Annotated in this window: 16 protein-coding genes; 8 read left to right on the top strand and 8 right to left on the bottom strand. The window is 42.4% G+C overall.

Annotated elements, in window-relative coordinates; all coding sequences use genetic code 11:
* Window positions 1-5: 5 nt before the first annotated feature.
* Window positions 6-2,108, bottom strand: a complete 2,103-nt coding sequence (locus tag AACT52_RS30030; protein ID WP_073634462.1) for an NACHT domain-containing protein — start codon at window positions 2,106-2,108, stop codon at window positions 6-8.
* Between the two features lie 173 nt (window positions 2,109-2,281).
* Between AACT52_RS30030 and smc the strand changes: the two genes are divergently transcribed.
* Both smc and AACT52_RS30040 read left to right on the top strand, forming a co-directional pair.
* A complete protein-coding gene (gene smc / locus AACT52_RS30035) occupies window positions 2,282-5,953 on the top strand; it encodes a chromosome segregation protein SMC (RefSeq protein ID WP_073634463.1) in 3,672 nt (1,223 codons plus the stop codon).
* Between the two features lie 58 nt (window positions 5,954-6,011).
* A complete protein-coding gene (locus AACT52_RS30040) occupies window positions 6,012-7,007 on the top strand; it encodes a PRC-barrel domain-containing protein (RefSeq protein ID WP_073634464.1) in 996 nt (331 codons plus the stop codon).
* Between the two features lie 211 nt (window positions 7,008-7,218).
* Here AACT52_RS30040 and AACT52_RS30045 read toward each other — a convergent pair whose 3' ends face one another.
* Entirely contained in the window at window positions 7,219-7,533 is a 315-nt protein-coding gene (locus AACT52_RS30045; RefSeq protein WP_073634465.1) for an RNA recognition motif domain-containing protein, read from the bottom strand.
* 282 nt (window positions 7,534-7,815) lie between these two features.
* Between AACT52_RS30045 and AACT52_RS41570 the strand changes: the two genes are divergently transcribed.
* Complete coding sequence (locus AACT52_RS41570) at window positions 7,816-7,998, top strand: hypothetical protein (RefSeq protein WP_073634466.1); 183 nt, start codon at window positions 7,816-7,818, stop codon at window positions 7,996-7,998.
* 269 nt (window positions 7,999-8,267) lie between these two features.
* Window positions 8,268-9,197, top strand: a complete 930-nt coding sequence (locus AACT52_RS30050) for a cobalamin-binding protein (RefSeq protein ID WP_073634478.1) — start codon at window positions 8,268-8,270, stop codon at window positions 9,195-9,197.
* A 118-nt stretch (window positions 9,198-9,315) separates the two neighbouring features.
* Here AACT52_RS30050 and AACT52_RS30055 read toward each other — a convergent pair whose 3' ends face one another.
* The 5 genes from AACT52_RS30055 to AACT52_RS30075 form a co-directional block, all read right to left on the bottom strand.
* Window positions 9,316-9,603, bottom strand: a complete 288-nt coding sequence (locus AACT52_RS30055) for a protealysin inhibitor emfourin (RefSeq protein WP_073634479.1) — start codon at window positions 9,601-9,603, stop codon at window positions 9,316-9,318.
* Window positions 9,604-9,752: 149 nt separating this feature from the next.
* A complete protein-coding gene (locus tag AACT52_RS30060; RefSeq protein ID WP_073634467.1) occupies window positions 9,753-10,832 on the bottom strand; it encodes a M4 family metallopeptidase in 1,080 nt (359 codons plus the stop codon).
* Between the two features lie 535 nt (window positions 10,833-11,367).
* On the bottom strand, window positions 11,368-12,384 hold the full coding sequence (locus tag AACT52_RS30065) for a PP2C family serine/threonine-protein phosphatase (protein ID WP_158054816.1): 1,017 nt from the start codon (window positions 12,382-12,384) through the stop codon (window positions 11,368-11,370).
* Window positions 12,385-12,398: 14 nt separating this feature from the next.
* Window positions 12,399-13,100 (bottom strand): vWA domain-containing protein, encoded by a 702-nt coding sequence (locus tag AACT52_RS30070; protein ID WP_073634469.1) that lies wholly within the window; start codon window positions 13,098-13,100, stop codon window positions 12,399-12,401.
* A complete protein-coding gene (locus AACT52_RS30075; protein ID WP_143172917.1) occupies window positions 13,057-14,685 on the bottom strand; it encodes a hypothetical protein in 1,629 nt (542 codons plus the stop codon). Before AACT52_RS30075 ends, AACT52_RS30070 begins: the two co-directional genes overlap by 44 nt.
* A gap of 703 nt (window positions 14,686-15,388) precedes the next feature.
* On the opposite strand from AACT52_RS30075, the gene AACT52_RS30080 reads away from it, so the two are divergent.
* The 4 genes from AACT52_RS30080 to AACT52_RS30095 all read left to right on the top strand — a co-directional run bounded on the left by AACT52_RS30080 (window position 15,389) and on the right by AACT52_RS30095 (window position 21,657).
* Complete coding sequence (locus AACT52_RS30080) at window positions 15,389-16,129, top strand: hypothetical protein (protein ID WP_073634471.1); 741 nt, start codon at window positions 15,389-15,391, stop codon at window positions 16,127-16,129.
* 99 nt (window positions 16,130-16,228) lie between these two features.
* Window positions 16,229-17,428: a DUF1822 family protein gene (locus AACT52_RS30085; RefSeq protein ID WP_073634472.1), complete on the top strand. Its 1,200-nt coding sequence runs from the start codon at window positions 16,229-16,231 to the stop codon at window positions 17,426-17,428.
* 27 nt (window positions 17,429-17,455) lie between these two features.
* On the top strand, window positions 17,456-20,401 hold the full coding sequence (locus AACT52_RS30090; RefSeq protein ID WP_073634473.1) for a CHAT domain-containing tetratricopeptide repeat protein: 2,946 nt from the start codon (window positions 17,456-17,458) through the stop codon (window positions 20,399-20,401).
* 83 nt (window positions 20,402-20,484) lie between these two features.
* Window positions 20,485-21,657, top strand: coding sequence for a PIN domain-containing protein (locus AACT52_RS30095; protein WP_073634474.1), 1,173 nt, complete (start codon window positions 20,485-20,487; stop codon window positions 21,655-21,657).
* A gap of 144 nt (window positions 21,658-21,801) precedes the next feature.
* On the opposite strand, the gene AACT52_RS30100 is transcribed toward AACT52_RS30095, so the two are convergent.
* Window positions 21,802-22,518, bottom strand: coding sequence for a class I SAM-dependent methyltransferase (locus tag AACT52_RS30100; protein WP_073634475.1), 717 nt, complete (start codon window positions 22,516-22,518; stop codon window positions 21,802-21,804).
* Window positions 22,519-22,929: the final 411 nt, after the last annotated feature.

The raw sequence follows: 22,929 nt of genomic DNA on the forward strand, positions 1-22,929 counted from the left end.
AACTATTATCCCATCTTCGCAAAATGCTCTCGTAGCAAGTCGTGGATGAAGCGATAGCGCCCACCAATTTGCAGGATAAATCCGCCTTCAACTGCATAGCCAAGAAAATGTTTATAGCTGCGAGGACTAGAGCCACTTTGCCAAAGAATGAAGCGCAGAATGCAATGTTGGATGGCAGGAATACCGCCAAAACTAAAGCCGAAAATTAATCCTAAACCAAGTCCAAAAGTTATTGCAGTGACTGGCTCTACTGTTCTTTCCACTGCCAGCAAATGATATCGCACATAATAAATTAATACTCCAAAAGGATTGGTAATCAGAGTAAGAATTAGTCCATATTTTAGTGACTTCCAAATACCTTGATTGGGAATTATTCTATTTTTAATGTCAGTTTGTAGCCCAACAATCAGCCCAACAATCAGCCCAACAATCAGCCCTAAAATCAGTCCAACAATCAGCCCAACAATTAGCCCTAAAATCAGCCCAACAATCAGCCCAACAATCAGCCCAACAATCAGCCCAACAATTAGCCCTAAAATCAGCCCATAAATCAGCCAATTTATTATTTTTTTCCAATTATCTCTTATTTGTTGCCAGGATAAATTGAACGATTCAGTAAGTTCTATTTTCTTGGATAGCCCTACAATCAGCCCTAAAATTAGCCCAACAATTAGCCCATAAATCAGCCCATAAATCAGCCCTAAAATCAGCCCAACAATTAGCCCTAAAATCAGCCCTACTGCAACTCTATACAACCATTTTTGATAAGATTTTTCTAACCAAGTAGGCTGCATCTTTTCAATCAAAAATTCTGTCTGCTTTTTGTCTTTTAGCTTTTTTGCTAACCAAGCCAGCCAACGCTTAGTCTCTTCTGGTGTTGGCTCTTTTCCTCGTTCGTACCACTTGCTTTCCTTGGGTTCTTCTAGCTTATGCTTAATATAAGCATCAAACAAATCGTCAAGATAAGCCTGACGACGGGCTTCAGGCGAACTAAAATTCTGCAATTTGCTAGCAGGAGCTTGTTGATATGCCTGCACCATAATCTTTAAAATCAGCGGCGTCTCTGCCAATTTTAATAAATCATTATCTTTGTTGATACCATTCCATAAATCTAAGCGATTGGCACGAGCAAAGTATGCTTGAATTTGAGTTTGATTAAGCGCTTGCACACCCACCGCATTTAGCCGTAACACGGTATTGCCTTCGTCATATTCTTGAGAGCGACAGCAAACAACTAAATGGAAAGGTTGAGTGTCTTGGTTAATATAATCATTGATGGCGTGAATACAATTTATTTGATTTTCTTTGAGTTCATCTAAACCATCCAGTAAAGGTAAGAGTTGATTGGTCTTGAGCCACTCTTTAGCAATATCTTCTGGAATGTTGTACTGAAATTTGAGTTGCTCTATCAGCCAATTAGGAATTTGTTGATTATTTTTCCAGTTAGTTAATTCAAATATAACTGGGATAGGTTTATTATCCTCCGCTTCAGCGTTGGCGATTAAATCCTGCGCTAATTGCAGCAGTAACGTAGTTTTCCCTGAACCTGGAGAACCCAAAATCAGTAATTTCCCTTCTTGATGAAAAACATCAATAATCTTTGTTTGTGGAGGTAGAGGGGTATTTTGTCCACTTCTTCTCCAAAATAGAATCGGTTTCCATAATTCAGCAGTAGCTGCCAGAAAATTGGCTTCCTGCTTATTTGTATTTTCTGGCTGCGGAACCAGTGACTGTTTCCCCCATTCATCCATATCCAGACGAATCAGCACTTGATTGTGCAATGATTTTTCTAGGCGTTCATCAACATCGCCTTTCACAACCCTCAACAACTTGCGCCGCCAATCTTGCAGCATTTGAGGAGAAATTGTTTTGCCTGGTGTTGTTCCACTGCTGAGATTATTCTGGAGTTTAACAGCCCACCAAGTAAGATAAGCAAACAGCACAGACAATATCAATGCCAGCAGCCAGATGACATGATTCGGAATAACATCTTTCCATTTGTATATGTCAGATAATTGATTGAGAATAAAACTCAGACAATTATTGACTATCACAGTCAGTAGACCGATAACAAATAGCCATATCAGACGGGGGTCAAATGCTTGCATATTGACAATTGGTAGCCTTGCTATAAACTATACTGTGCCAAAAAATTTCCTGCTAAACTCCCCTCCTCCTCTGCGCCCTCTGCGTCCTCTGCGGTTTAATAATCCAGACCCCCTCACCTTTTGAAAGCTTTATTGATACACTTGAACTTCATTAGCCCAGTTAACCAGCGCCTATGGTCTATGTAAAGCGCGTGGAACTCACCAACTTTAAATCCTTCGGCGGTACGACTTCTGTCCCCCTGCTGTCCGGGTTTACTGTCATTTCTGGTCCCAACGGTTCCGGTAAATCAAACATCCTTGACTCGCTGCTGTTTTGCCTGGGGCTTGCGAGTTCTAAGGGCATGCGTGCCGATCGCCTACCCGATTTAGTCAACACCACCCAAACCAGCAAATCTCGTTCCGCCGTCGAAGCCAGCGTCACGGTGACGTTTGATTTGTCAGATCATCAACCAGAGGATGAACTGGAAACCTTGCCTGTTGTATCCGTTGTTGAAGATGAGGAAGTTGGGGAAGTAGAGGAAGCGCCAAAGGAAGAAAGCGAGGATGAAAAAAATCGTCAAGAAAAAATCCGCGCGACACCAGGTAGCGAGTGGAGTGTCACCAGAAGGTTGCGAGTCACTCCACAAGGAACCTATACATCGAATTACTACATTAACGGTATCTCCTGCACTCTGACAGAATTACACCAAGAACTAGAAGAGCTACGTATTTATCCTGAAGGGTACAATGTCGTACTACAGGGTGATGTCACCAGCATTATCTCGATGAATGTGCGAGAAAGACGGGAAATTATTGATGAATTGGCAGGGGTGGCAGCATTTGACCGTAAAATTAACCAAGCAAAAGAAACTTTAGATGAAGTTAAGGATAAGGAAGACAGCTGTCGGATTGTAGAGACAGAGTTAATTGCACAGCGCGATCGCCTGTCTCAAGATCGCGCCAAAGCGGAAAAATACCAAAGACTCCGCACGGAATTTCAAGAAAAACAATCTTGGGAAGCGGTTTTATCATGGCGTTCCCTACAAGCACAACAAGAAAAGTTAGTTGCAAGCATTCAAGCAGGCGATCGCACCTCGGCTGAAATCACAAATCAACTCACAACCCTTAACACACAAATCGCCCAAAAAACCGTTGAACTAGAGCAACTCAACGCCCATGTGAAAGCATTGGGAGAAGAAGAACTTTTGGCGGTACAATCTACCCTTGCGACTCAAGAAGCCGAACGCAAACAACTTCAGCGTCAACAAAAGGAACTAGAAACAGCTTCCCAAGAAACCGCTAAGCGCCTGCAACAAACTCAAGAGGAAATTAAACAGCATCAGCAAACTATAGAACAACTCGCACAACAACAAATTGTAGAGACGCGCCATGGCGCGTCTCTACAAACAGAACGAGATGAAGCACGACAAGCATTAGACATCTCGCGTGAAGCCGCAGCCCAAATTGCTTCTGCTTCGGAAGCGTGGGTACAGCAACAAACAGCCCTGAACCGCCAAATTGAAGCTGTGCTGCAAACGGTTGAACCTCAGCGCACAGAGCAAGCACAACTGAGAGAACGTAATAACCAACTCCAGCAGCAAATTCAGGAGCAAACCGAACTAGTTCAAACAATAGAACCGGAAATTGCTGAAAAACAATCTCAAATTGCTAATGTAGAACTTTCGGATACAACGTCTCTACAACAAGTCGAATCTTTAGCCGAAACAGTATCCGCCACAGAACAAGAACTGCAAATCCAGCAAGAAACCCAAAAGCGGCTGTTGCAAGAGCAACGAGAGAAACAACGCCAATTGGATAAACTAGAGGCGCAACAAGCAGCCCAGCAGGAAGTTCAAGGAACCCAAGCAAGCAAAGTCATCTTACAATCAGGTATGCCTGGTGTCTGTGGGTTGGTTGTGCAGTTGGGACGCGTGGAACCCCGTCATCAATTAGCTTTGGAAATAGCCGCAGGGGCGCGTCTGGGGCATATAGTTGTGGAAGATGACAGCATCGCAGCCGCAGGAATTGAACTACTCAAACAAAAACGTGCAGGTAGAGCGACTTTCTTACCGCTGAATAAAATTCATGCTTCCAAATTTACCCAAGATTTTACGTTGCGTTATGCCAACGGCTTTGTCAACTATGCTGTGAACTTGATTGAGTGCGATCGCCGCTATAAGGATGTGTTTACCTACGTGTTTGGTAACACAGTCGTCTTTGAAACCATAAATCAAGCGCGTCAGCATTTGGGACTGTATCGCATCGTCACCTTAGACGGGGAATTGTTGGAAACCAGTGGTGCGATGACTGGTGGTAGCACAAACCAACGTTCGTCGTTGCGGTTTGCGGGGGTGGAAGCTGCGGAATCTGAGGAAGTTTCTTCTTTGAAAAGTCGCTTGGCGGATATTGAGAGGATTTTAGAACGTTGTAGCGAGGCAATAAGTACTTTATCTACCAGGACAAAACGACTCACGCAAGAACTGACAGAAGCACGACAGGCGCGGCGAGAACAACAACTGCAATTGGAACAGTTGCACAAAGAAATTAAGAGTTTGACGGCGCAATTGGAAACAACGCGATCGCAGCTTTCCCAAAATCGTGAAAGACTAGCCACCGTCCAAGTCCGCCTAGAAGTTTTGGATCGGGAATTACCAGGTCAAGAGCAGCAATTACAACAATTGCGACACGCTTTAACGGAGTTAGAACAATCGCAAACTCCCCAAGAATGGCAACAAATCCAGGCAACAATAAAAATTCAAGAGCAACAATTGCAACAACGCGATTCAGCGTTAAGGGAAGGAGAGCAAAGATTAAAAAATTTGGAAAATCAGCAGCAGCGGTTGCAAGAAAAAATTCAAGAAGGTGAACAGCGTATCGAAGCATACCACGAGGAGCAGAGAAATCAGCAAAGTCAACTCACAGCACTGAGTACTCAGCACTCAACACTCAGCAGTCAAATTGCTGAGACTCGCGCTGCTTTGAGTCAAATGGAACAAAATCTGGGGGAAGAGAAACAACAACGCGACGCCACAGAACAGGAATTGCGATCGCACACAATGCGTCAACAACACTTGGAATGGGAACTGCAAAAACTGCAAGAAACCCAACAAACAAGAGCGGAGGAACTCACTGCATTGCAAACTCAAATGCAAACTACGGCAGCAGAATTACCCAATCCTTTGCCAGAAGTGCCAGATAAAGTCAATTTAGAAGAATTGCAAAAAGAATTGCGCTCTCTTGCCAAACGCCTGCAAGCAATGGAACCTGTGAATATGCTTGCCTTGGAACAATATGAACGCACACAAAAACGTCTTGAAGAACTTAGCCAAAAATTGCAGACTTTAGAAGCAGAACGAACGGAATTACTGTTAAGGATTGAAAATTTTACAACTTTGCGTCAACGCGCATTTAAAGAAGCCTTTGATGCCGTAAATGAAAACTTTCAATCAATTTTTGCCACCCTTTCCGAAGGCGACGGCTACTTGCAACTCGACAATCCAGAAGATCCGTTCAACAGCGGATTGAACTTGGTAGCACACCCCAAAGGCAAGCCTGTGCAGCGACTGGCTTCTATGTCAGGAGGAGAAAAATCTCTGACTGCTTTGAGCTTTATTTTTGCTTTGCAACGCTACCGTCCGTCGCCATTTTATGCATTTGATGAAGTAGATATGTTTTTAGATGGGGCAAACGTAGAACGATTAGCTAAAATGATTAAGCAACAGGCGCAACAAGCACAATTTATCGTTGTCAGTTTGCGTCGCCCGATGATAGAATCAGCCGAACGCACAATTGGCGTTACTCAAGCAAGGGGAGCTTATACCCAAGTTTTGGGTATTAAGTTACAATCCAACCATACTTCTGCTTGAGTTTTTGTTAATAATAGTGTATAGATAAACCGGATTCGAGATCAGGACTCGGTATAGAATGACCTCTGAACAAAGTATTAGACGTTCCGATATTTTAAACACCCAGGTAATCACTCGCGACAACGGCAAGCGATTAGGAATCGTGAGCCAAGTTTGGGTTGATGTAGATCAGCGAGAGGTTGTGGCTCTTGGCTTGCGAGACAGCCTGATCTCTATTTCTGGAGTGCCACGTTATATGTACCTCAACAGCATCAACCAAATCGGTGATGTCATCCTCGTGGATAACGAGGATGTGATTGACGATATTGAGGTTGAACTCTACAGCAACCTGATGAACTGGGAGGTTATTACAGAGACTGGTGAAGTTTTAGGCAGGGTGCGGGGCTTCAAGTTTAATGGCGAAACAGGCAAGCTTTACTCAATTGTCATCGCCTCTTTGGGAATAGCGCAAATTCCCGACCAATTCTTGAGTACCTACGAGTTTTCAGTAGATGAAATTGTCAGCACAGGTCCTAATAGATTGATTGTCTTTGAGGGGGCTGAAGAGCGAGTCACCCAATTGACTGTTGGTGTGCTAGAACGCTTGGGTATCGGCAGAGCACCGTGGGAGCGCGATGTCGAAGAAGAATACTCCACCTACACTCCTCGTACAGTCACACCAGACAAGCAACTGCCAAGTGGAGTGCCATTAGAGCAGCCTAAGCCGAAAATCATTCGTACACCCGAACCTGTAGCGCAGGAAGAATGGGATGAAGACTACTACGAAGAAGAACGTCCCCAGCGCCAGGTTATGAAGGCGCGACAGTATGAGCCGATTCAATACGAAGAGGAAGAAGAAGATAACTGGAGCGAGGCAACAGGTAAAGACAGGTATCAAGCACAACCAAAGTATGACTCAGGTTCTTACAATAACAAGTCATACGCTGATCAATACGACGATTTAGACGACGATTTAGACCGTGATGCTTGGGATGATGAGCCACCAAAGCCAGTGAATATTCCCAAGAAAGTCAAAGAAAGACAGCCAGAGTACGAAGAAGAAGGTGGTTATTAATTTAACTCCTCCCCTGCCCCTCTGCACTTACAGCAAGAGGGACGGGGGTGAGGGCAGTAAATGATACTTCATCCGTTAGCCCATCTGTGCTAGTTTTTCTCAAAAAGCAACAAAAAGCCCCCGAGAGAAGTCGGGGGCAAAATCCATAAAGTATTTTGGTCTTTTAGCTTTTGCCTATTGGATTTCAAAGCTAAAATTCGAGTTATGAAGCTTAGTAGCGGCTACGTCCGCTGTAATTTCCTCGGTTTCCGCCGCCATTACCGCGATTAAATGAACCTTTTTCTTCCCTGGGTCTTGCCTTATTGACTTTCAAGTCACGGCCCATCCACTCAGCACCATCAAGAGCTTCAATAGCTGCTGATTCTTCAGCATCTGTACCCATTTCCACAAAACCAAAACCACGTAGCCGACCTGTTTCGCGGTCAGTAGGTAACTGAACTCGCTTTACAGAACCATATTCTGCAAAAACAGCAGTCAGATCATCTTGTGTAACTTCGTAAGAGAGATTACCTACATAAAGTGACATATATTGTCTCCAAAATCATAACTGTGTGGAGATTTAGATTTCGGAGACAAGCTTGTCAAGACTAAAAGGAAAAAGCCTGTCAATACTAAAAACAAACACTATCACCGAATTTCTTCTCATTTGCCATGATAGCATAGCAACCCCCCTAGAAGACGGCGAGTGTGAAAAACTCTGAGAAAAACTCATGTTGGCAATTGGTCACTAGGTGTAGCGACGCCAAATTCCTTTGACTGATACCTAAGAGAAATATTTTTCATTGGTAGATGATATCAAGTGCGTCTAATGACTTATCATTTAGAACTCTCCGCAAAGTATAATGAAAACAACACGGTTGTTACTGTCGTCCTTAAACCGTGGGTTGTTGAAGAAGTGAACAAAATCAAAGCCCCATCCGAGTCGTATGGGGGATGGGTTAGGAAACAGATCGAAGCTTGGGCAGAAAAGCAAAGACTTGATGCGGAGTAATATTTAAGCAGTCAAACAGTCCATATCTATGTAGAAAAGTAGTTTTGCAGAGATATGCCAAGATATTAGCAAGCAGCACTCAACCCTTATTATAAATATTTAAAAAAACGTAATATGAAGAGTTCTGGCTGTGGCATGGTATCATATGACTCCTTCCACCACCCCATCTTTGCCGACTTCTCTGACTCGATCCACTGACCTAGAGAAAGATTGCTATCTTGTGGAATTTTGCGAAAATTAAGGCAATGGCAGCTGTTATGGAGGTTGAGATGACAGATGGCAGTTTAAGAATTGTCTCGCTAATTCCAAGTGGAACAGAAATTGTAGCAGCACTCGGGTTGACTGATGCAATTGTCGGGCGATCGCACGAATGTGATTATCCCCCAGAAATCAAAGACCGTCCTGTTTGCACTCAAGCCCGGATAAATAGCGCTGCTCCTAGTGGCGAAATTCATGACAAAGTCAATAATTTGTTGCAATCTGCCCTAAGCATTTATCAAATCAAAACAGATGTTTTAGAAAAGTTACAGCCCACTCACATCGTTACCCAAGACCAATGTGATGTTTGTGCTGTTAGCTTAAAAGATGTTGAACAAGCAGTTGGCACTCTCACCAATAGTTCACCTCAGATTATTTCCCTACAGCCAAATATTCTCAACGATGTTTGGGAGGATATTCGGCGAGTGGGTAACGTGTTTGGGGTAGACTCGCTACAGGTCATAGAAAACTTAGAAGCGCGGGTGAAAATAGTAGACCAAAAAACACAAGGTCTTTCTCAAACAGAGCATCTCCCCACCGTTGCTTGCATCGAGTGGACTGATCCTTTGATGGTTGCTGCTAATTGGATTCCTGAACTAGTGACCTTAGCAGGAGGACAGCCACTCCTAAGCATCACAGGTCAACCTTCTACTCCTTTAAAATGGGAAACACTCATTTCTAGCAATCCAGATGCGATCATTTTTATGCCCTGCGGGTTTGATTTAAATCGTACCCGTCAAGAAGCCCAGTTGTTCAGCCAACGTCCAGAATGGCAACAATTGCACGCCGTCCAAAGTGGCAGAGTTTACATTACAGATGGGAATTTCTACTTCAATCGTCCAGGACCACGACTCGTAGAATCCCTAGAAATTTTGGCGGAAATTCTGCATCCAGAAATCTTTCAATATGGATATAAAGAACAGGCTTGGCAACTGTTGTAAAACTAAACAAGAAAGAAGCCGAAAGACAAAAGAATTTTTTCTTTTTTCATGCTTAATTCTTTCGTCCTTATCCAGATGAAAGAATTAAGCATTTTTTCTAAATTCATTCTTTTTTCTTCTATCTTTTTTGGAGCCATTCTATCAGGGGTCTTAAGGTTCCTGGTAGAGCAGCCTCACTCACGGTGACTGTGTGTTTTCTCCCCTCGTCTTCTACCGTTAACCTGTACTGAAAACGGTCAGCCTGAGCCGTAGAAGCTGTGATTTTTTCGGGTAAATTGAAAAAATCTGAGGCTTGTACCAATTGGGGGAGTTGGTCGGCTTCATTTGCCGGAATGTCTGCTGTATCGACAGTTTTTCTGCTGCTTATCCCAGCAAAACCACCCGTGCGTTCAAATGATATCCGCATTTTCTTGCTCTCCGTCTTGCCATTTTTTGCAAGAAATAGTAAAAACTGGGAGGATAATATAATATCTCCCAGTTTAGCAAGAACCAACAACACTCAATGATGAATTATGAGACGTTAAAAGTTTCATAATTCATCCATCATTCATAATTTTAAAGAACTCCTACCTTTTGCCAAGCGTTCTGCACTGCTTTTTGTTCTTTACTTCCTTGACCGTACAGTTCTCCAGCCACTTGGATAGTTGTATTGGCAGCTTGTTTGAAATTGGCTTTAGAGCGCAGGCGATCGCGTAAAGTTATGTACCATATTTTTCCAGCTTTTTCCCAAGCAAAGCCGCCAATCTCTACCGCCGCTAGGTAAAAGGCTTGATTGGGGATACCTGAGTTGATATGGACACCACCGTTATCTTGAGTACCCTTGTAGATGTTTTTCATATGGGCTGGCTGCGGGTCTTTACCCAACGCTGGGTCATCGTATGCTGTTCCTGGCGCTTTCATTGAGCGAACACCCACGCCTTTGACCTTAGGTGTAAATAGACCTTCTCCAATGATCCAGTCTGCCTGATCCGCAGTTTGTTTTTTGACTCGCTGTTTAACTAGAGAGCCGAAAACATCAGAGAATGACTCATTAAGTGCCCCAGATTCTCCAAAATAGATGAGACCGGCTTCATACTGAGTAACCCCATGAGTTAACTCATGCCCAATCACATCTATTGACTTGGTAAAGCGTTGAAACAGATCTCCATCGCCATCACCATAAACCATCTGGTCGCCATTCCAAAAGGCGTTGTCATATTTCACACTGTGATGCACGGTAGAGTCTAAACGCAGTCCCTTGTCATCAATAGAATTGCGCTCAAAAACCTCTTTAAACAAGTCATAAGTTGCGCCAGCCCCATCATAGGCTTCGTTCACCGCCTCATCTTTGCTGGGGGGATCGCCTTCTCCACGCACAAGTACGCCAGGGAGTTCTTCACTATTTTTACCATCAAAAATGGTACGGCGCTTCTGACCAGGGGAAACCGCAAAATTGACGGCACCTATGATATTCCGCCGTCCGCGAAATTGTGCTGAGACATTTAATGTGCGAAACGCCCACTCACGCTGCTCTTCGTTACCATTCACTGCGACATGTTCGAGTATATGGGGTGGCAGAATACAACAGATAGGGCATCTGGAGTAAATTTGATGGTCACATTCAAACCCAACAGATTTTTTCTTTTTTCGAGCCATCTTAAAGATGTTCTCCTTTTTCAGATAAGTGATGAAAAACAGTCGCTCTTACTCTTCATAACAAAAAGCAGAGAATGACTGCAAACGACAAACACCCGGTATTTTCTACCTTCTATTTTCAGATTTGTCTGTTAAGACAAGCAGTACCCTGTAAGGGTACTTTCAGAGTACTCCTAGCACCTTGATGTCGCAAGTACAATCAGCAAACCGTTGCGTTAATGAGTCGCTTCTCCTTCATAGACCCAACGGCTTTACATCATAGTTCCTCTTGAGAGGTAATGGTGTGATTTATTAGTGTTTTGTTACTAGAAATTTGATTATGTATCTTAATAAATTTTAAAAAATGAAAAGTAGTACCGTGTTTATACAAGGGCTGGCTTCTACCTCTTCCTTTGTCTGACATAGGGTAGTAGCTCAAACGAGCACGTTTTAAACATTATAAGCTTGACTCAAGTTCTTGTTTGATTGCTCATTACTTACGAACAGATATGTTTCCCAAAATCAGGATAACTAGAATATGAAGATTTTTTATAACCTAACCTTCTCTTATCCACCTGCGAACAGTATCTACTGAAATACTTGTTATTTTACGAATCTGTTTTGGATCTTTATTCTTGTTACAGGCTAGATACCTTACCCAATTTCGGACGTGTATAGGATATGCTCGACGTGTTTCTGCCTTAAATAGTTGGATGTGTCCGCAGGACTCACAGCGAATTTTAAACTTGGTTTTACCACCAAAGCCACGTAGAGATTCTGATGCTCTACAAATAGGACATGAGTATGGTTGAATAAATATGCCGCGACGAATGACAGCGACCGTGCAGTCATCATCAGTCCTAGGTATGAGAGAATTTTGAATTGCCGATTGCATACCAAGATTGACTTCTTCAGCAGGCGCATCATCAAGCCAGCTTGCCATCTGCTCGACGACAGAAGAAACAATATTATTTTTCTTATCATATAGAGAGGCTTGCGCACCATCAGACATTAATACAAAAGACTTGACGAGTGAGGTGATTGGAAGAACATTCACTCGCATTCTGTGTAGAGCAGAAGAGGAGGTTACGAAAAAAGTCTCGTTTGCAAACTCACCATTATCTGGAGGAGATAGCACTCTTGGTGAGCCATCCTCCACCATAGCAATCACTCCATCTCCTAAATGAACTGTGACGACTTTCTCGTTAGTAACAAGCAAAGCCACGATTGTACATGCATAGTCTTTGGCTTTACCTCCATGAGTTTTTACTTGTTGATCAATTACTGCACGAGCAGTATTCACAATATCTTCTTCAGTAAGGGTTTTACTGATGAACTCGTTAGCTTTCTCACAGAGAAGTTGAGTTACTGCATTAGCCACAGCTTGAGCGCCCAAATGAGAAAGGCGGGCGCTACCTGCACCATCACATACACAAGCTGCAAGAGCATCTTTTGCCTGATTAATTTGAATTGCAGATGCATCTTGGCAGGGAACACCAGCCTTATTATGCTTGCTCCCTGCAACCGAAGCATGGGCAGCTTTCCAGTTTATGGCTTCAAATGCTGACTCCATAGCTTTTATCATTATCATAGTGGGTCATACCAGCTTTTTGCTGCTTCCATATCTTGTTGAAAATCCTCATCAAGTCTACTCATAGAGACTTGACAAACACTTGCACTCAACCATTGAAAAAACTTGTCAAATTCTAAGCCTTTAAGTTTTAAGGGGGCTATTTTGGGAGAAAAGCTAGCAAGAACTTGACTATCTACGCCGACTCCAACACTAATAGGAATGACGGTTAATTGTTTCTTTCTAACTTGCTCAGCAACATCCAAAGCAGCAGAAATATGCGTGTCGTCAGTCGGAGTACCGTCAGTAATTAAAACTAGCCAAGGCTGATAATAATCAACACCTGTGTCTTTATATTGCTGCTTGCGGTCTTCTAAAAGTTTTAAACAAGTTGCCATTGCCGTTCCGATGCTTGTTCCTCCAGTATTGCAACTTTGAAGACGAGGAGGAACTGCATCCAGAATGGAGCCAAAATCACGTACAACGCTGGCATTACTTGAGAAGGCAACAATTGCTACTTCTACAGCATATCTCGCCCGTGCATCATTCTGGATGGCATTGTAAAAAGTGGCAACTCCCTGATTGAGTTCATCAATAGGTATACCCGATGAGGTATAAATTCCCATTGAAGGGCTGATATCAAGACAAAGGCAAACTGCTACACGCGGAGTGGGATTATGAATCAAATCCTGGTCTAATATTTTGTATTTGCTCTGCATGGTTATTATTTCCTTGAGTTCTAGTTCTTCTTCTCAACCGAATTTTTCTTCTGCTTTCTTCTGCATGTGGACTGATTTGTTTATACGAATCAGGGAAAAGTTCGTTTAAAACGTAATTCTTATCAAGGTCATTTGCATACGCTTTGAGAAGAGATATCCAAATATCTACATTTCTTCGCTTTTGCCCTTGACAAGATTCATGGAATGTTTCATAGAAAGCTTCTTTCACCTTGTAAGTTAAATTACTCCAAATGTACTTCCACGGTCCCTCTGGAGCTGTTCTTTCAGCCCTTTCTCCTAATGGATAAGGAAATCGCATATTGCGAATATTTTCAATAATTGTTCCTCCTCCAAGTTGGGCGTAAGGCTGTTTTCCTGCATGGAGAATCATGAACAGCATGGTGGCGATCGCAAATGCTTCGTGTTCATAAGTACGAAATACTTTTGCAAAATCCACATTCTGTAGTTCTGGCGGTGTGGTGTAAGTAAATCCCACCGGACATGGATAGTTACCGATTTGATAACTATCAGTGTCTACAAAAAATATGTTATTTTCATCTTCAACGCGGATATTGTAAGGATTAATATCACCAATAATAATGTCATTATCGTGAAGGATTTTGATTTTCTTCAGTAAGTTAATACAAAGAGTTACCAAATTTCGTCTTTTCCAGTAAGGGAAGTGTTTTTCTAATTCAGGTCTAATAAATACACACGAACCTAAATCTGTTCCCAAGGCTTCGCGCATCAAATAGCCACGAAAGACTCCATCTTCATCGGTCAGTATATCTAGAGGCCAGCAAATACCTCTTCCATCACCTGACACATCAAGTCCCCTAGCTAACATGCACTGAAGTTTAGTATATAGTCCTTTTGTGAGTTTTTCAGGCTTATAAATTTTGGCAACTGTGCCGCTAATTGATGTGGCAAAAACCTTACCTTCACCACCAGAGCCAATCTCTCTTTCTAAAACACAATATCCTCGACTATGATTTAGTTGAGAACCTACAGATACTTCCACTCGCGCATTAAGTGGTGTTGGATCTGGATTTATATTGCATACCGCATCTATTTGTTTTCGCTTTATCTGTCTTTGAAGACGAGCCTTAACATCTTGAGCATCAACTTCTACAAGACTACCATTTTGAATTTCCCAAACTGCAATGGGCTTTATACCTTGAACAGAGTTACTTGTTTGTAGCTCTAGAATATCTACCATTAAGGAAACATCTTGGGTAATCAATGAGAGTGGAGCATTTACGCGATGGTGCATAAAGACTTGCTGAAACATATTGTCAACAAATTTATTTGGCTCTCCCCCTCGCAATTCAACAAGCTTACTACTGTGAAGCTTTAATAAAATTTCATATCCTTTTTCAGCTAATTTTCTTCTTTCTATATCTTGATTGGAGCCAAGCCGCTTTAACTCATCTATGACAACCTGAAGCACAAGCAGTTGGCTTCCAGACTCTATGAGAGCCTGTTTTACCTCTCCTAAAAACACCTTTTCTGCATCGGAATGCATGAGACTACTTGTATCAACTAAAAGTCGGGAAGTCTTTAGATGATTTCTCAAGGTTGTCATGCTACTAATCCTTGATTTAAGTTGGTTAAGCTTATAAATTGTGTTTTACGAACCATGCACCTATTGCTCATTCAGCAGGTTGGCTCTGGGGTGACTGCTTTTGAGTAGAAGCACACAACTACTATGCAAAAGCTTGAGCATATATCCGGATAAAGCAGTAAAAATACTGATTTTTATTGATTATATGCAGTCAAAATCTTTGCAAACGTGATTTGTTACAGTATATTATATGACATAAATCACTCCTATTGGTAAATGTATAACTGTAGATTCTACAGATATTTATAAAACGTGCATTAATTGCAACAAGAAACAGACAACCATAGCCATTCTCAGTGAGGTGAGGGCAATCTGAAGCAGCAGGAAAAAGGAGAAAGTAGAAAAAGCAGGGACAAAATAGGTAAACTTTCCGGAAAGTAATGTCCAGCCCTTGTATATCTAATAGTTTCGAGCACTCTCACTTTGAATATCAGCTAGAGCGTGATCGCTCTAACATTGACCAATTTAGGCGAAAATGTGTTTATTGCCACAAAGTGACACTAGTGGTATCAGTATAGTTTTACATCACTCAGTTACAATATTGTACTATAAATTGATAGGTACTTAAAGACTTATTTATACAAGTCCTTTCTAAACAACAGTAATATACTTATAATTTTAGCTACAATTATCTCTTGTTTTCCTTCTCAATTGTGAATTACTTATGGAAGAACAACTTTTAAAAGCCAAACAGCTTAGGCAGAAACTCAAGGAACTAATTGATATAGCGTCTAGGGTAGAACCTAATTTAGCAAGTAGGTTACGAGCAATTCAGCAACCAATAATAAAAATGAAAGCCGGAGATTTGGCAAGCAGAAAGTATTTAATCAAAGGTCTAGAAGAGATACTGGCAGATGCTGAGTTTTGGCTTTGTTATCGTCAGGCTTCTCCAGAAGATCAGCAAATTCTTGCAGGCTTGTTACAGCCTATCTATAGATATTGGTATTTGTATATGTTTCGTAATTGGTTTCATAAGCACGACAAAAAGTTTGAAAAATGGAAAGAATATTTTATTCGCGGAATGTGCCAACAAAATGATGCCAATGTAATTAGACAAATTAGTAGCAATATTATTAAAGGTCGGGAAGAAGGTAAAGACAGCAAGTATCAAGGTGCTGATGTTTTAAATAAAATGGTTGCTGATAAAGCAATGGCAACGGACTTAATGATAGTTGCGAGCAAAGCGAATCCTCTGTGCGTTCAACTTACTCAAAGTTCTGATAAACATACTCACAATAAGTTGCAATGTTGGCAAGAGACGCTTGTTTATTGGGAAATCAAACGAGGACTGTTTGCTAGTTATAATCCCCGCGTAGCGAGCTACATTAATTCGCTAGTAGCTAATATACTGTCGGGTACTGATGGTATCAAGACAGGAGAATATAAACAAGTATCTATAAAATAAAATTAAATTTTTATAAATTAATAAATATTTATTACTCTTTTTAAAAAAGTTATGAATAACGGAAGTACAAACTCAAGCAAAAATATTATAGAAAAAGCCATGCAAGCTCTCCAAGTGGCTCAAAGATTGCAGCGGGACAAACTATCTCTTGGTACTGACTATGTAAATGTTGAAGGTGGGGATGATAATTGGCTCCAAACCAGGGGTGAAGAAGAAGATTTATTGAACGAAACAAATAACGAACTCCCACAGATGGCAAGTCAGGAAAACGTCAGCTACACTCCCTTGACTCCACAACAGCAACAGGAAGCTATTGAAAGGGTAGCCAGTTGGGTGCAAAACCATCCGGATGCTATGGCGGTTCGGACTCAGTACCTCACTCTAGTTGACTCCCAAGGCACTTTAGAACAACAGCAAGAAGCTATTAGACAAACCGCCTCATGGCTAGCATCCCATTTAGAGACGGCAACGGTTCGGGAAAAATACCTGATATTAATAGGCAAAGTCGGGACAAGCCAACAGCAGCAGGAAGCACTTGCCCAAACTAATGACTGGCTGAAATCTCATCCACAGGATGTATACGTGCGCGAACAGTACCTGGTACTGGTTGGGAAAGTGGGGACGCGACAACAGCACCAGGAGGCGATCGCCGAAACCGCAATTTGGCTAGAATCCCATCCAGAGGATAGGTATGTACGCGAACAATACCTGGCACTGGTTGGGAAGGTGGGGACAAGAGAACAGCAGCAGTGGGCGGTTGCCCAAACCACTATATGGCTGCGATCGCATCCGCAGGATCAGTATGTACGCGAACAGTATCTCACACTGGTGCATAAACTAGCGTCAGCAACCACTTCTCAATCAGAACCTACAAGGCGCGTCAACCTGAGACAGTTGCAGCAGGTTCTTGGCTCTATTGGAGATGCTGTGGACACCTTGTTAGATACTACGCTAGAAGCAAGGTTGGCTTTCAGGTCAACCAGCGCTGACAGATGGCAAGATATACACAGCCAAGAAATTACGCTGGATGGTCAGACTGTGCTGCTGACCATCGAAAGCAGACCAGAAGAGGAAGAGAAAATCAGCATCCGGGTGCAATTGGAGCCTACCAGCGATGAAATTTATTTGCCAGAGGATCTGAAACTCATCTTAATCACTCTATCAGAAGTATACGAAGACCAAGCTGGCAGCGACAGAGAGTTAATTGAAGCGGTGATTCCGGAATTTGAACCTGGAGAAAGTTTCACTATCCAAGTTGCTTTAGGTGATGCCAGCTTCACTCAAGATTTTGAAGTTTGACTGAATTCAGGTTGACAGGAGGCAATAGTGGCAAAGAAAGTTGTTCTAGAACTGAGAAAAGCAGAATTTCAGCAGGATTTTGCTGTCACTCTTGAGATTGACAACGATAACGGTATCCGTTTAGCGCGTGTCATAGGGACATTACCTGAATCTCTAGAAGTCGCCAAACACCACGAAAATTGGCGGAGCGCTTATCGCGAGCTAGATATACGTCGTCGAGCTAAGCCTATCCAACAAGGAAGAACTAGTAGAAATCCTCAACAATGCGAGATTTCTGGTAAAGCATTGGAAAATAGCATGAAGGTTTGGTTCGACTACCCGCAGTTTGCCAAAATTAGAGAGACATTGTATGGAGATCTCAATAAATCTGATGAAATTCGCTTGCTGATTCAAACCGAAGATAGCAATTTGCGACGGTTGCCTTGGCATTTATTTTTTGATACTTTTCTATACTTGTACACTAAAGCTGAAGTTGCTTTGAGTACGCCAGAGTACTATCAGCCACCACTTCTATCAACAACTAAAAGAAATAAAGTCAGAATTTTAGCTGTTTTAGGCGATAGTGACGGAATTGATGTCAACAGAGACGAACAGTTACTAAAACAGTTGTTACCCGATGCAGAAACCGTACTTCTGGCAGAACCACAACCTAAAAAATTACATGATTGTCTGTGGGATGAACAGGGCTGGGACATTCTGTTTTTTGCTGGGCATAGTTCCAGTGACGACAATGCCGAAAGGGGTTATATCAATATCAACAAAACTGACCAATTACAAATTAGCCAGTTAAAGCGTGCCCTGAAAACAGCCTTGGAACGAGGTTTGCAGCTAGCTATTTTCAACTCCTGTGATGGGTTGGGCTTGGCTCGGAACTTGGCTGAATTACATATTCCCCAAATTATTGTCATGCGGGAGCCTGTGCCCGATAAAGTAGCCCAAGCATTTTTAAAGTACTTTCTCACAGAATTTTCAGGTGGCAAGTCTCTCTACCTAGCTGTGCGAAAAGCAAGGGAGAGACTGGAAGGCTTAGAATTTGAAGCTCCCAATGCCACTTGGTTGCCGGTGATTTACCAGTTGCCAACTCAAGTACCCCCAACTTGGCAACAGCTATGTCGTGCAACAAATACTCCCGGTATTCTTGAGCAGAGGAGTACGGTTGTCGGAAGGAGTTTAGAAAACAACCCTGCTCAAACACAGACAAACAATAAACAAAATTCGCCCGCTTCAAGCGAACCGGGGAACATGAGGACTCGCTCTTCCCAACTGGAACGTCCCCCAGTGGTTACATCCCCTGTAAGTCCTAGCACGCAGAAAAGTCCTCAAACACCAGCACCTGAGGTGTTACCCAAGGAAAAAAATATTGCCGATGTTATCAAAGCCTTGCCCAGAAGTCAGGAATATCCAGTTTATCAAGTTTTTGGGGTTATTTGCAGCTTCTGCCAGTATAATATCGCCACACCTGCTGAAATTCTGCCGCTCTGTTTACCAGAATATTCTAAAAAAGCGGTTCAGAAGGTCGTTGATGATGCTCTCAACAAAGAATTAAAGGACTTGGTTATTCAGGGTAGGTTTGAGCGGTTGGGGACGAGTGACAAACTGAATCCCCAAAAAGCAATGCAGGGTTATCCCCCCAACTCCTTAGAAAAATATTTGACAGCAGCAATTCAGGTTTTAGACGCAACTAAAGAAACCCACCAGCGCTGGGCATCTTATGGGTTGAGAAACTTGGCTATCAATGGTGAAGATAGTTTGGTTCGTAAAGTTTTGCAGGACTATCCAACCCAAATTCAAGCTCTCAAACCAAAGGATCAGTCTCCTGAGTGGTCTATTTGGATAAAGATATATGAAGCACTGCTGCAAAAGCAACCAGACGATACAATCATTCGCGGCAAATACCTGGGACTGATTAAGCAGTATGGGACAGCAGAACAGCAGCGTTCGGTGATCGCCGAAACTACCGTTTGGCTGCAAAAGCATCCAGAGGATAAGAGCGTTCGCACCAGATACCTAATTCTGATTGAGAAGTGTGGGACAGTCGAACAAAAGCGTTCGGCGATCGCCGAAACCACCACTTGGCTGCAAAAGCATCAGCAAGCATTTCAATCTGCTCTTCGTGAAGATGCCAAGCTGAGGACTGAGTTGATTGCTTTACTGCAAAAATTTATTAATATTACTCTAGATTATAACCCAAAAACCCTAGAACATCAAAACATTTTATTTAGTATGTTTGGCTCATTTAGGGAGTATTTAAACGATAAACACTGCGACCTATTAGCAGATTTTGTTATCCAAAAAACATTCAATTTACCTATATATTATTGGGTATTATTTATTAATGCTGCTAATGTATTTAGAGATTATAAAAATGACTTAGACAAAGCAGAACAAATTTATCTACAAGTCTTGAATGCAGCAAAATTGCGGCTTAAAAAGCAGGCATCAGATATCCAGCAAATTAATCAAACCATTCAATATGCCCATTTAAATTATGCCCGTCTCTTAATCATACGCCAGCCTTCCAAACCGAACGAAGCAATTAAGTATCTCGGGTATGTCCTAGCTGATAATCCCAACCACGCTCTTGCTCACTTGTATATGGCTGAGTGTTATCAAGAAAAAGGTAAGAAATTCAACAATGAAGCTATCTATAGCTTTCAACAGGCGATTGCATTGGACAAGCAGCAAGCAGGTCACTTTTGGTACGAGTTTGGCTGCTTTTGGCGAGATGCTCTGAAGAACCGAACAGAAGCCCGCAAGTGTTTTGAAAACTCTCTGAAGCAGAAGATAAATCTGAGAGCCTGTGTGGATCTTGCTGAATTAGAAGTACAAGACCGTAACTTTGCTCGTGCTGGGGCTTTGCTGAAACAAGGATGCGACTTAGAACGTATCACTCGCCTAGAAAGGGAACAGTGGCGTCAACTGCAACACCGTATTCAAACCCTAAAAAATGACATTTCAGGTAATTGCCGCTAAATATCATCAATAACTCTTAAATCTTAAATTTGTATCACTTAAAAAATGCTTTCTCACAAGCCTATTCTACTGGAGAATTTCTAATGAGTAACCTGTCCTTTGGGAATCAAAAATCGAAATACAAGCATTTATTAGTTTTTGATACGATTGCTCTGTTGAGCGCCGATGAGTCAAATCGAGTTCAAGTTTGGCGTAATAACGAGCAGCTGGGAGAATGCTACATCCCAGGAGCCACCTATGCAGAAATAAGTAAGTTTGCTCAGGATTACAAAAACTCGAAAGACCAAGCCAGAGCTAGGGCATTTCTTGAGTTTCAAAGTAAAGGAGGTCACTACAAAACCCAACCCACGGAAGATAATCGTAAAATTCCCCTAGACAATCCGAAAGATAGACAGATTCTGGCTTGTGCTTACAGATTGGCGGCTGAGAATCCAAATTCTGCGGTCATACTTGTCACCTATGATGCGACTATGCAGGCTCTAGTCAAACAGTCGGGGTTGCCTAATTTCTGCTATCTTACTGCCAAGGATATTGCTGAGTGGTTTCACAACCTCTATTACCAAAACAAGGTTCCTCAAGCCGTGCACGACACATACCAGCGGATGAAACAGTTCCCAAAAGAACCATTCACAGCTTCAGGTGGGCACAATGGCAATCGGCGCAATCATGTAGTAGGAAAAGAGGAAAAACAACCACGGCGCATAGAACAAGTTGCGGAACAACCCAGACTAAAAAGTGCAGCCGCAGAGCAACCAAGGAAAAGCCATCAGAATTCTCAGCAAGCTGATCAATCTTCTACCTTAAAACCCCAAAAAAATCGGTTTTTCAGCCCTGTGGCTCTCAGCATAGCAGTTGCGTGTGTTGCAGTGGTTACCTTGTTAGGAACTGGCTTCTTTACAAAGAATCATTCCACGACTGTTGTTGCTCAAGCACAGGTTGATAATCAACCTGTTGAATCAACTCCACCTAACCTGATCTCTCAAGCTGAGGCGACTATCATTGAATTTCAAAAAACGAAGGATGGTTCTGTTCTCAGAGACTCCTTAAATGAACTTCAAACACTGAAAAACAAACAAGGAGTTCGGCTAGACGAGCAAGGTGAGCAGCGTTTGAGTAGACTGAAGCATAAGTATGCCATAGAAGTATTGGCTTCATCTGGTCAGAAAGCAGAAGCAGTCAAAATGCTCAAGGAAGTGTCACCTAAATACAGCGAGTTTGGAGATGTAAAAAAGTGGATTAAGAAGTTAAATAAATAACTTTAAATACCGTGGGCTTTGTTGAATAAACAAATGCATAGTAGTTCGCCAAGTTAAAATTGACGGGTTAACACTGACGAGGGACACGGGGACGCGGTAATGCGGGGAATCATTAAAGCAAGTGTTCCGCATTTCCATGTCTGTCTACACCCAACCACCAAACACCGCCAAACCGTAGTACTTCCAAGGAACTGCTACCGTCTCAAAACCAGCTTTTGTCAGCATCTGCAAATGAGCATCTAATGTAGCAAGCTGGTCTTGACTAGAGTGCCCGTAAGTACTGGTAGTGCCAGTTTTAGCACGAATCTCTGTGAGGGTTGTTCCCTGTTGGGCTGCCCATTCCTCTCGTACTGCCTTGTAAACTTCTGCTAAAATGGGTGACTCCGGCAGAATGGGGTCTGCATTCCAAAAACAACCGCCCTCACAAAGACTTTCACGAATTCGCTGAAATAATTTTAATTTCATTTCATCCTGAAGATGATGAATTGCCAAGGATGACACACAGGCATCAAATTCCTGACGAATGCCTATTTTCTCTGGATGATTTGCCCACTCGCCAAAGTCCACTTCTAGACCAGTCCACCTTTGTTGATATCCAGCTGCTGTGATTTTAGCTTGGGCAAATTGCAGCATTCGGGGTGAGTAGTCTATGGCAACGACTTGGGCATCTGGGCAACGGTTGAGTATCCTTAGACTGAGTTCACCTGTACCGCAGCCTAGTTCCAAGATGCGACGACTTGTAAAAGGTAGACAGCGCGTGATGACTAAAAGTATTTCATCATATCGCGGCAACAGCTGGCGAATACCAGTGTCAAAATCAGCAGTGTTGGCGAACACTTCTCCAGGAAATAGCTGTTGCATGAGAATTTACACCGATAGACACATCTAATAATAATGCCTCATTTCAGACTTAGTCCTCTCAATTCTCTGTTATAGCAATCCTCCGCACATTTATGAAAATTGACTACCCTTCAGATCCCCGACTTCGTAAGAGTTGTCGGGGATCTTGTTTTTCACCAATCATTTAGGATTGCTATATGCAAATAACTATCAATAAGAAAAATGTCAATAGCTGGTAGTGGCAGTAAAAATCTAGACCAAAACCGCAAGATTGTTTAACATGGTAAAAGACCCCACTAAATTGTGTGTGGTTGTGTGTTGTAAAACTTGGTTAATCAATGGTCAGGGGGTTTGACCCCTCTTGACCATTTTGTTTTTTTGACCGCAAATCGGAGGGCGCAAGCCCCTAAATTCCATTTATGGGGATAAGCC

Source organism: Scytonema sp. HK-05, assembly GCF_963872035.1.
Lineage (GTDB): Bacteria > Cyanobacteriota > Cyanobacteriia > Cyanobacteriales > Nostocaceae > Kalymmatonema.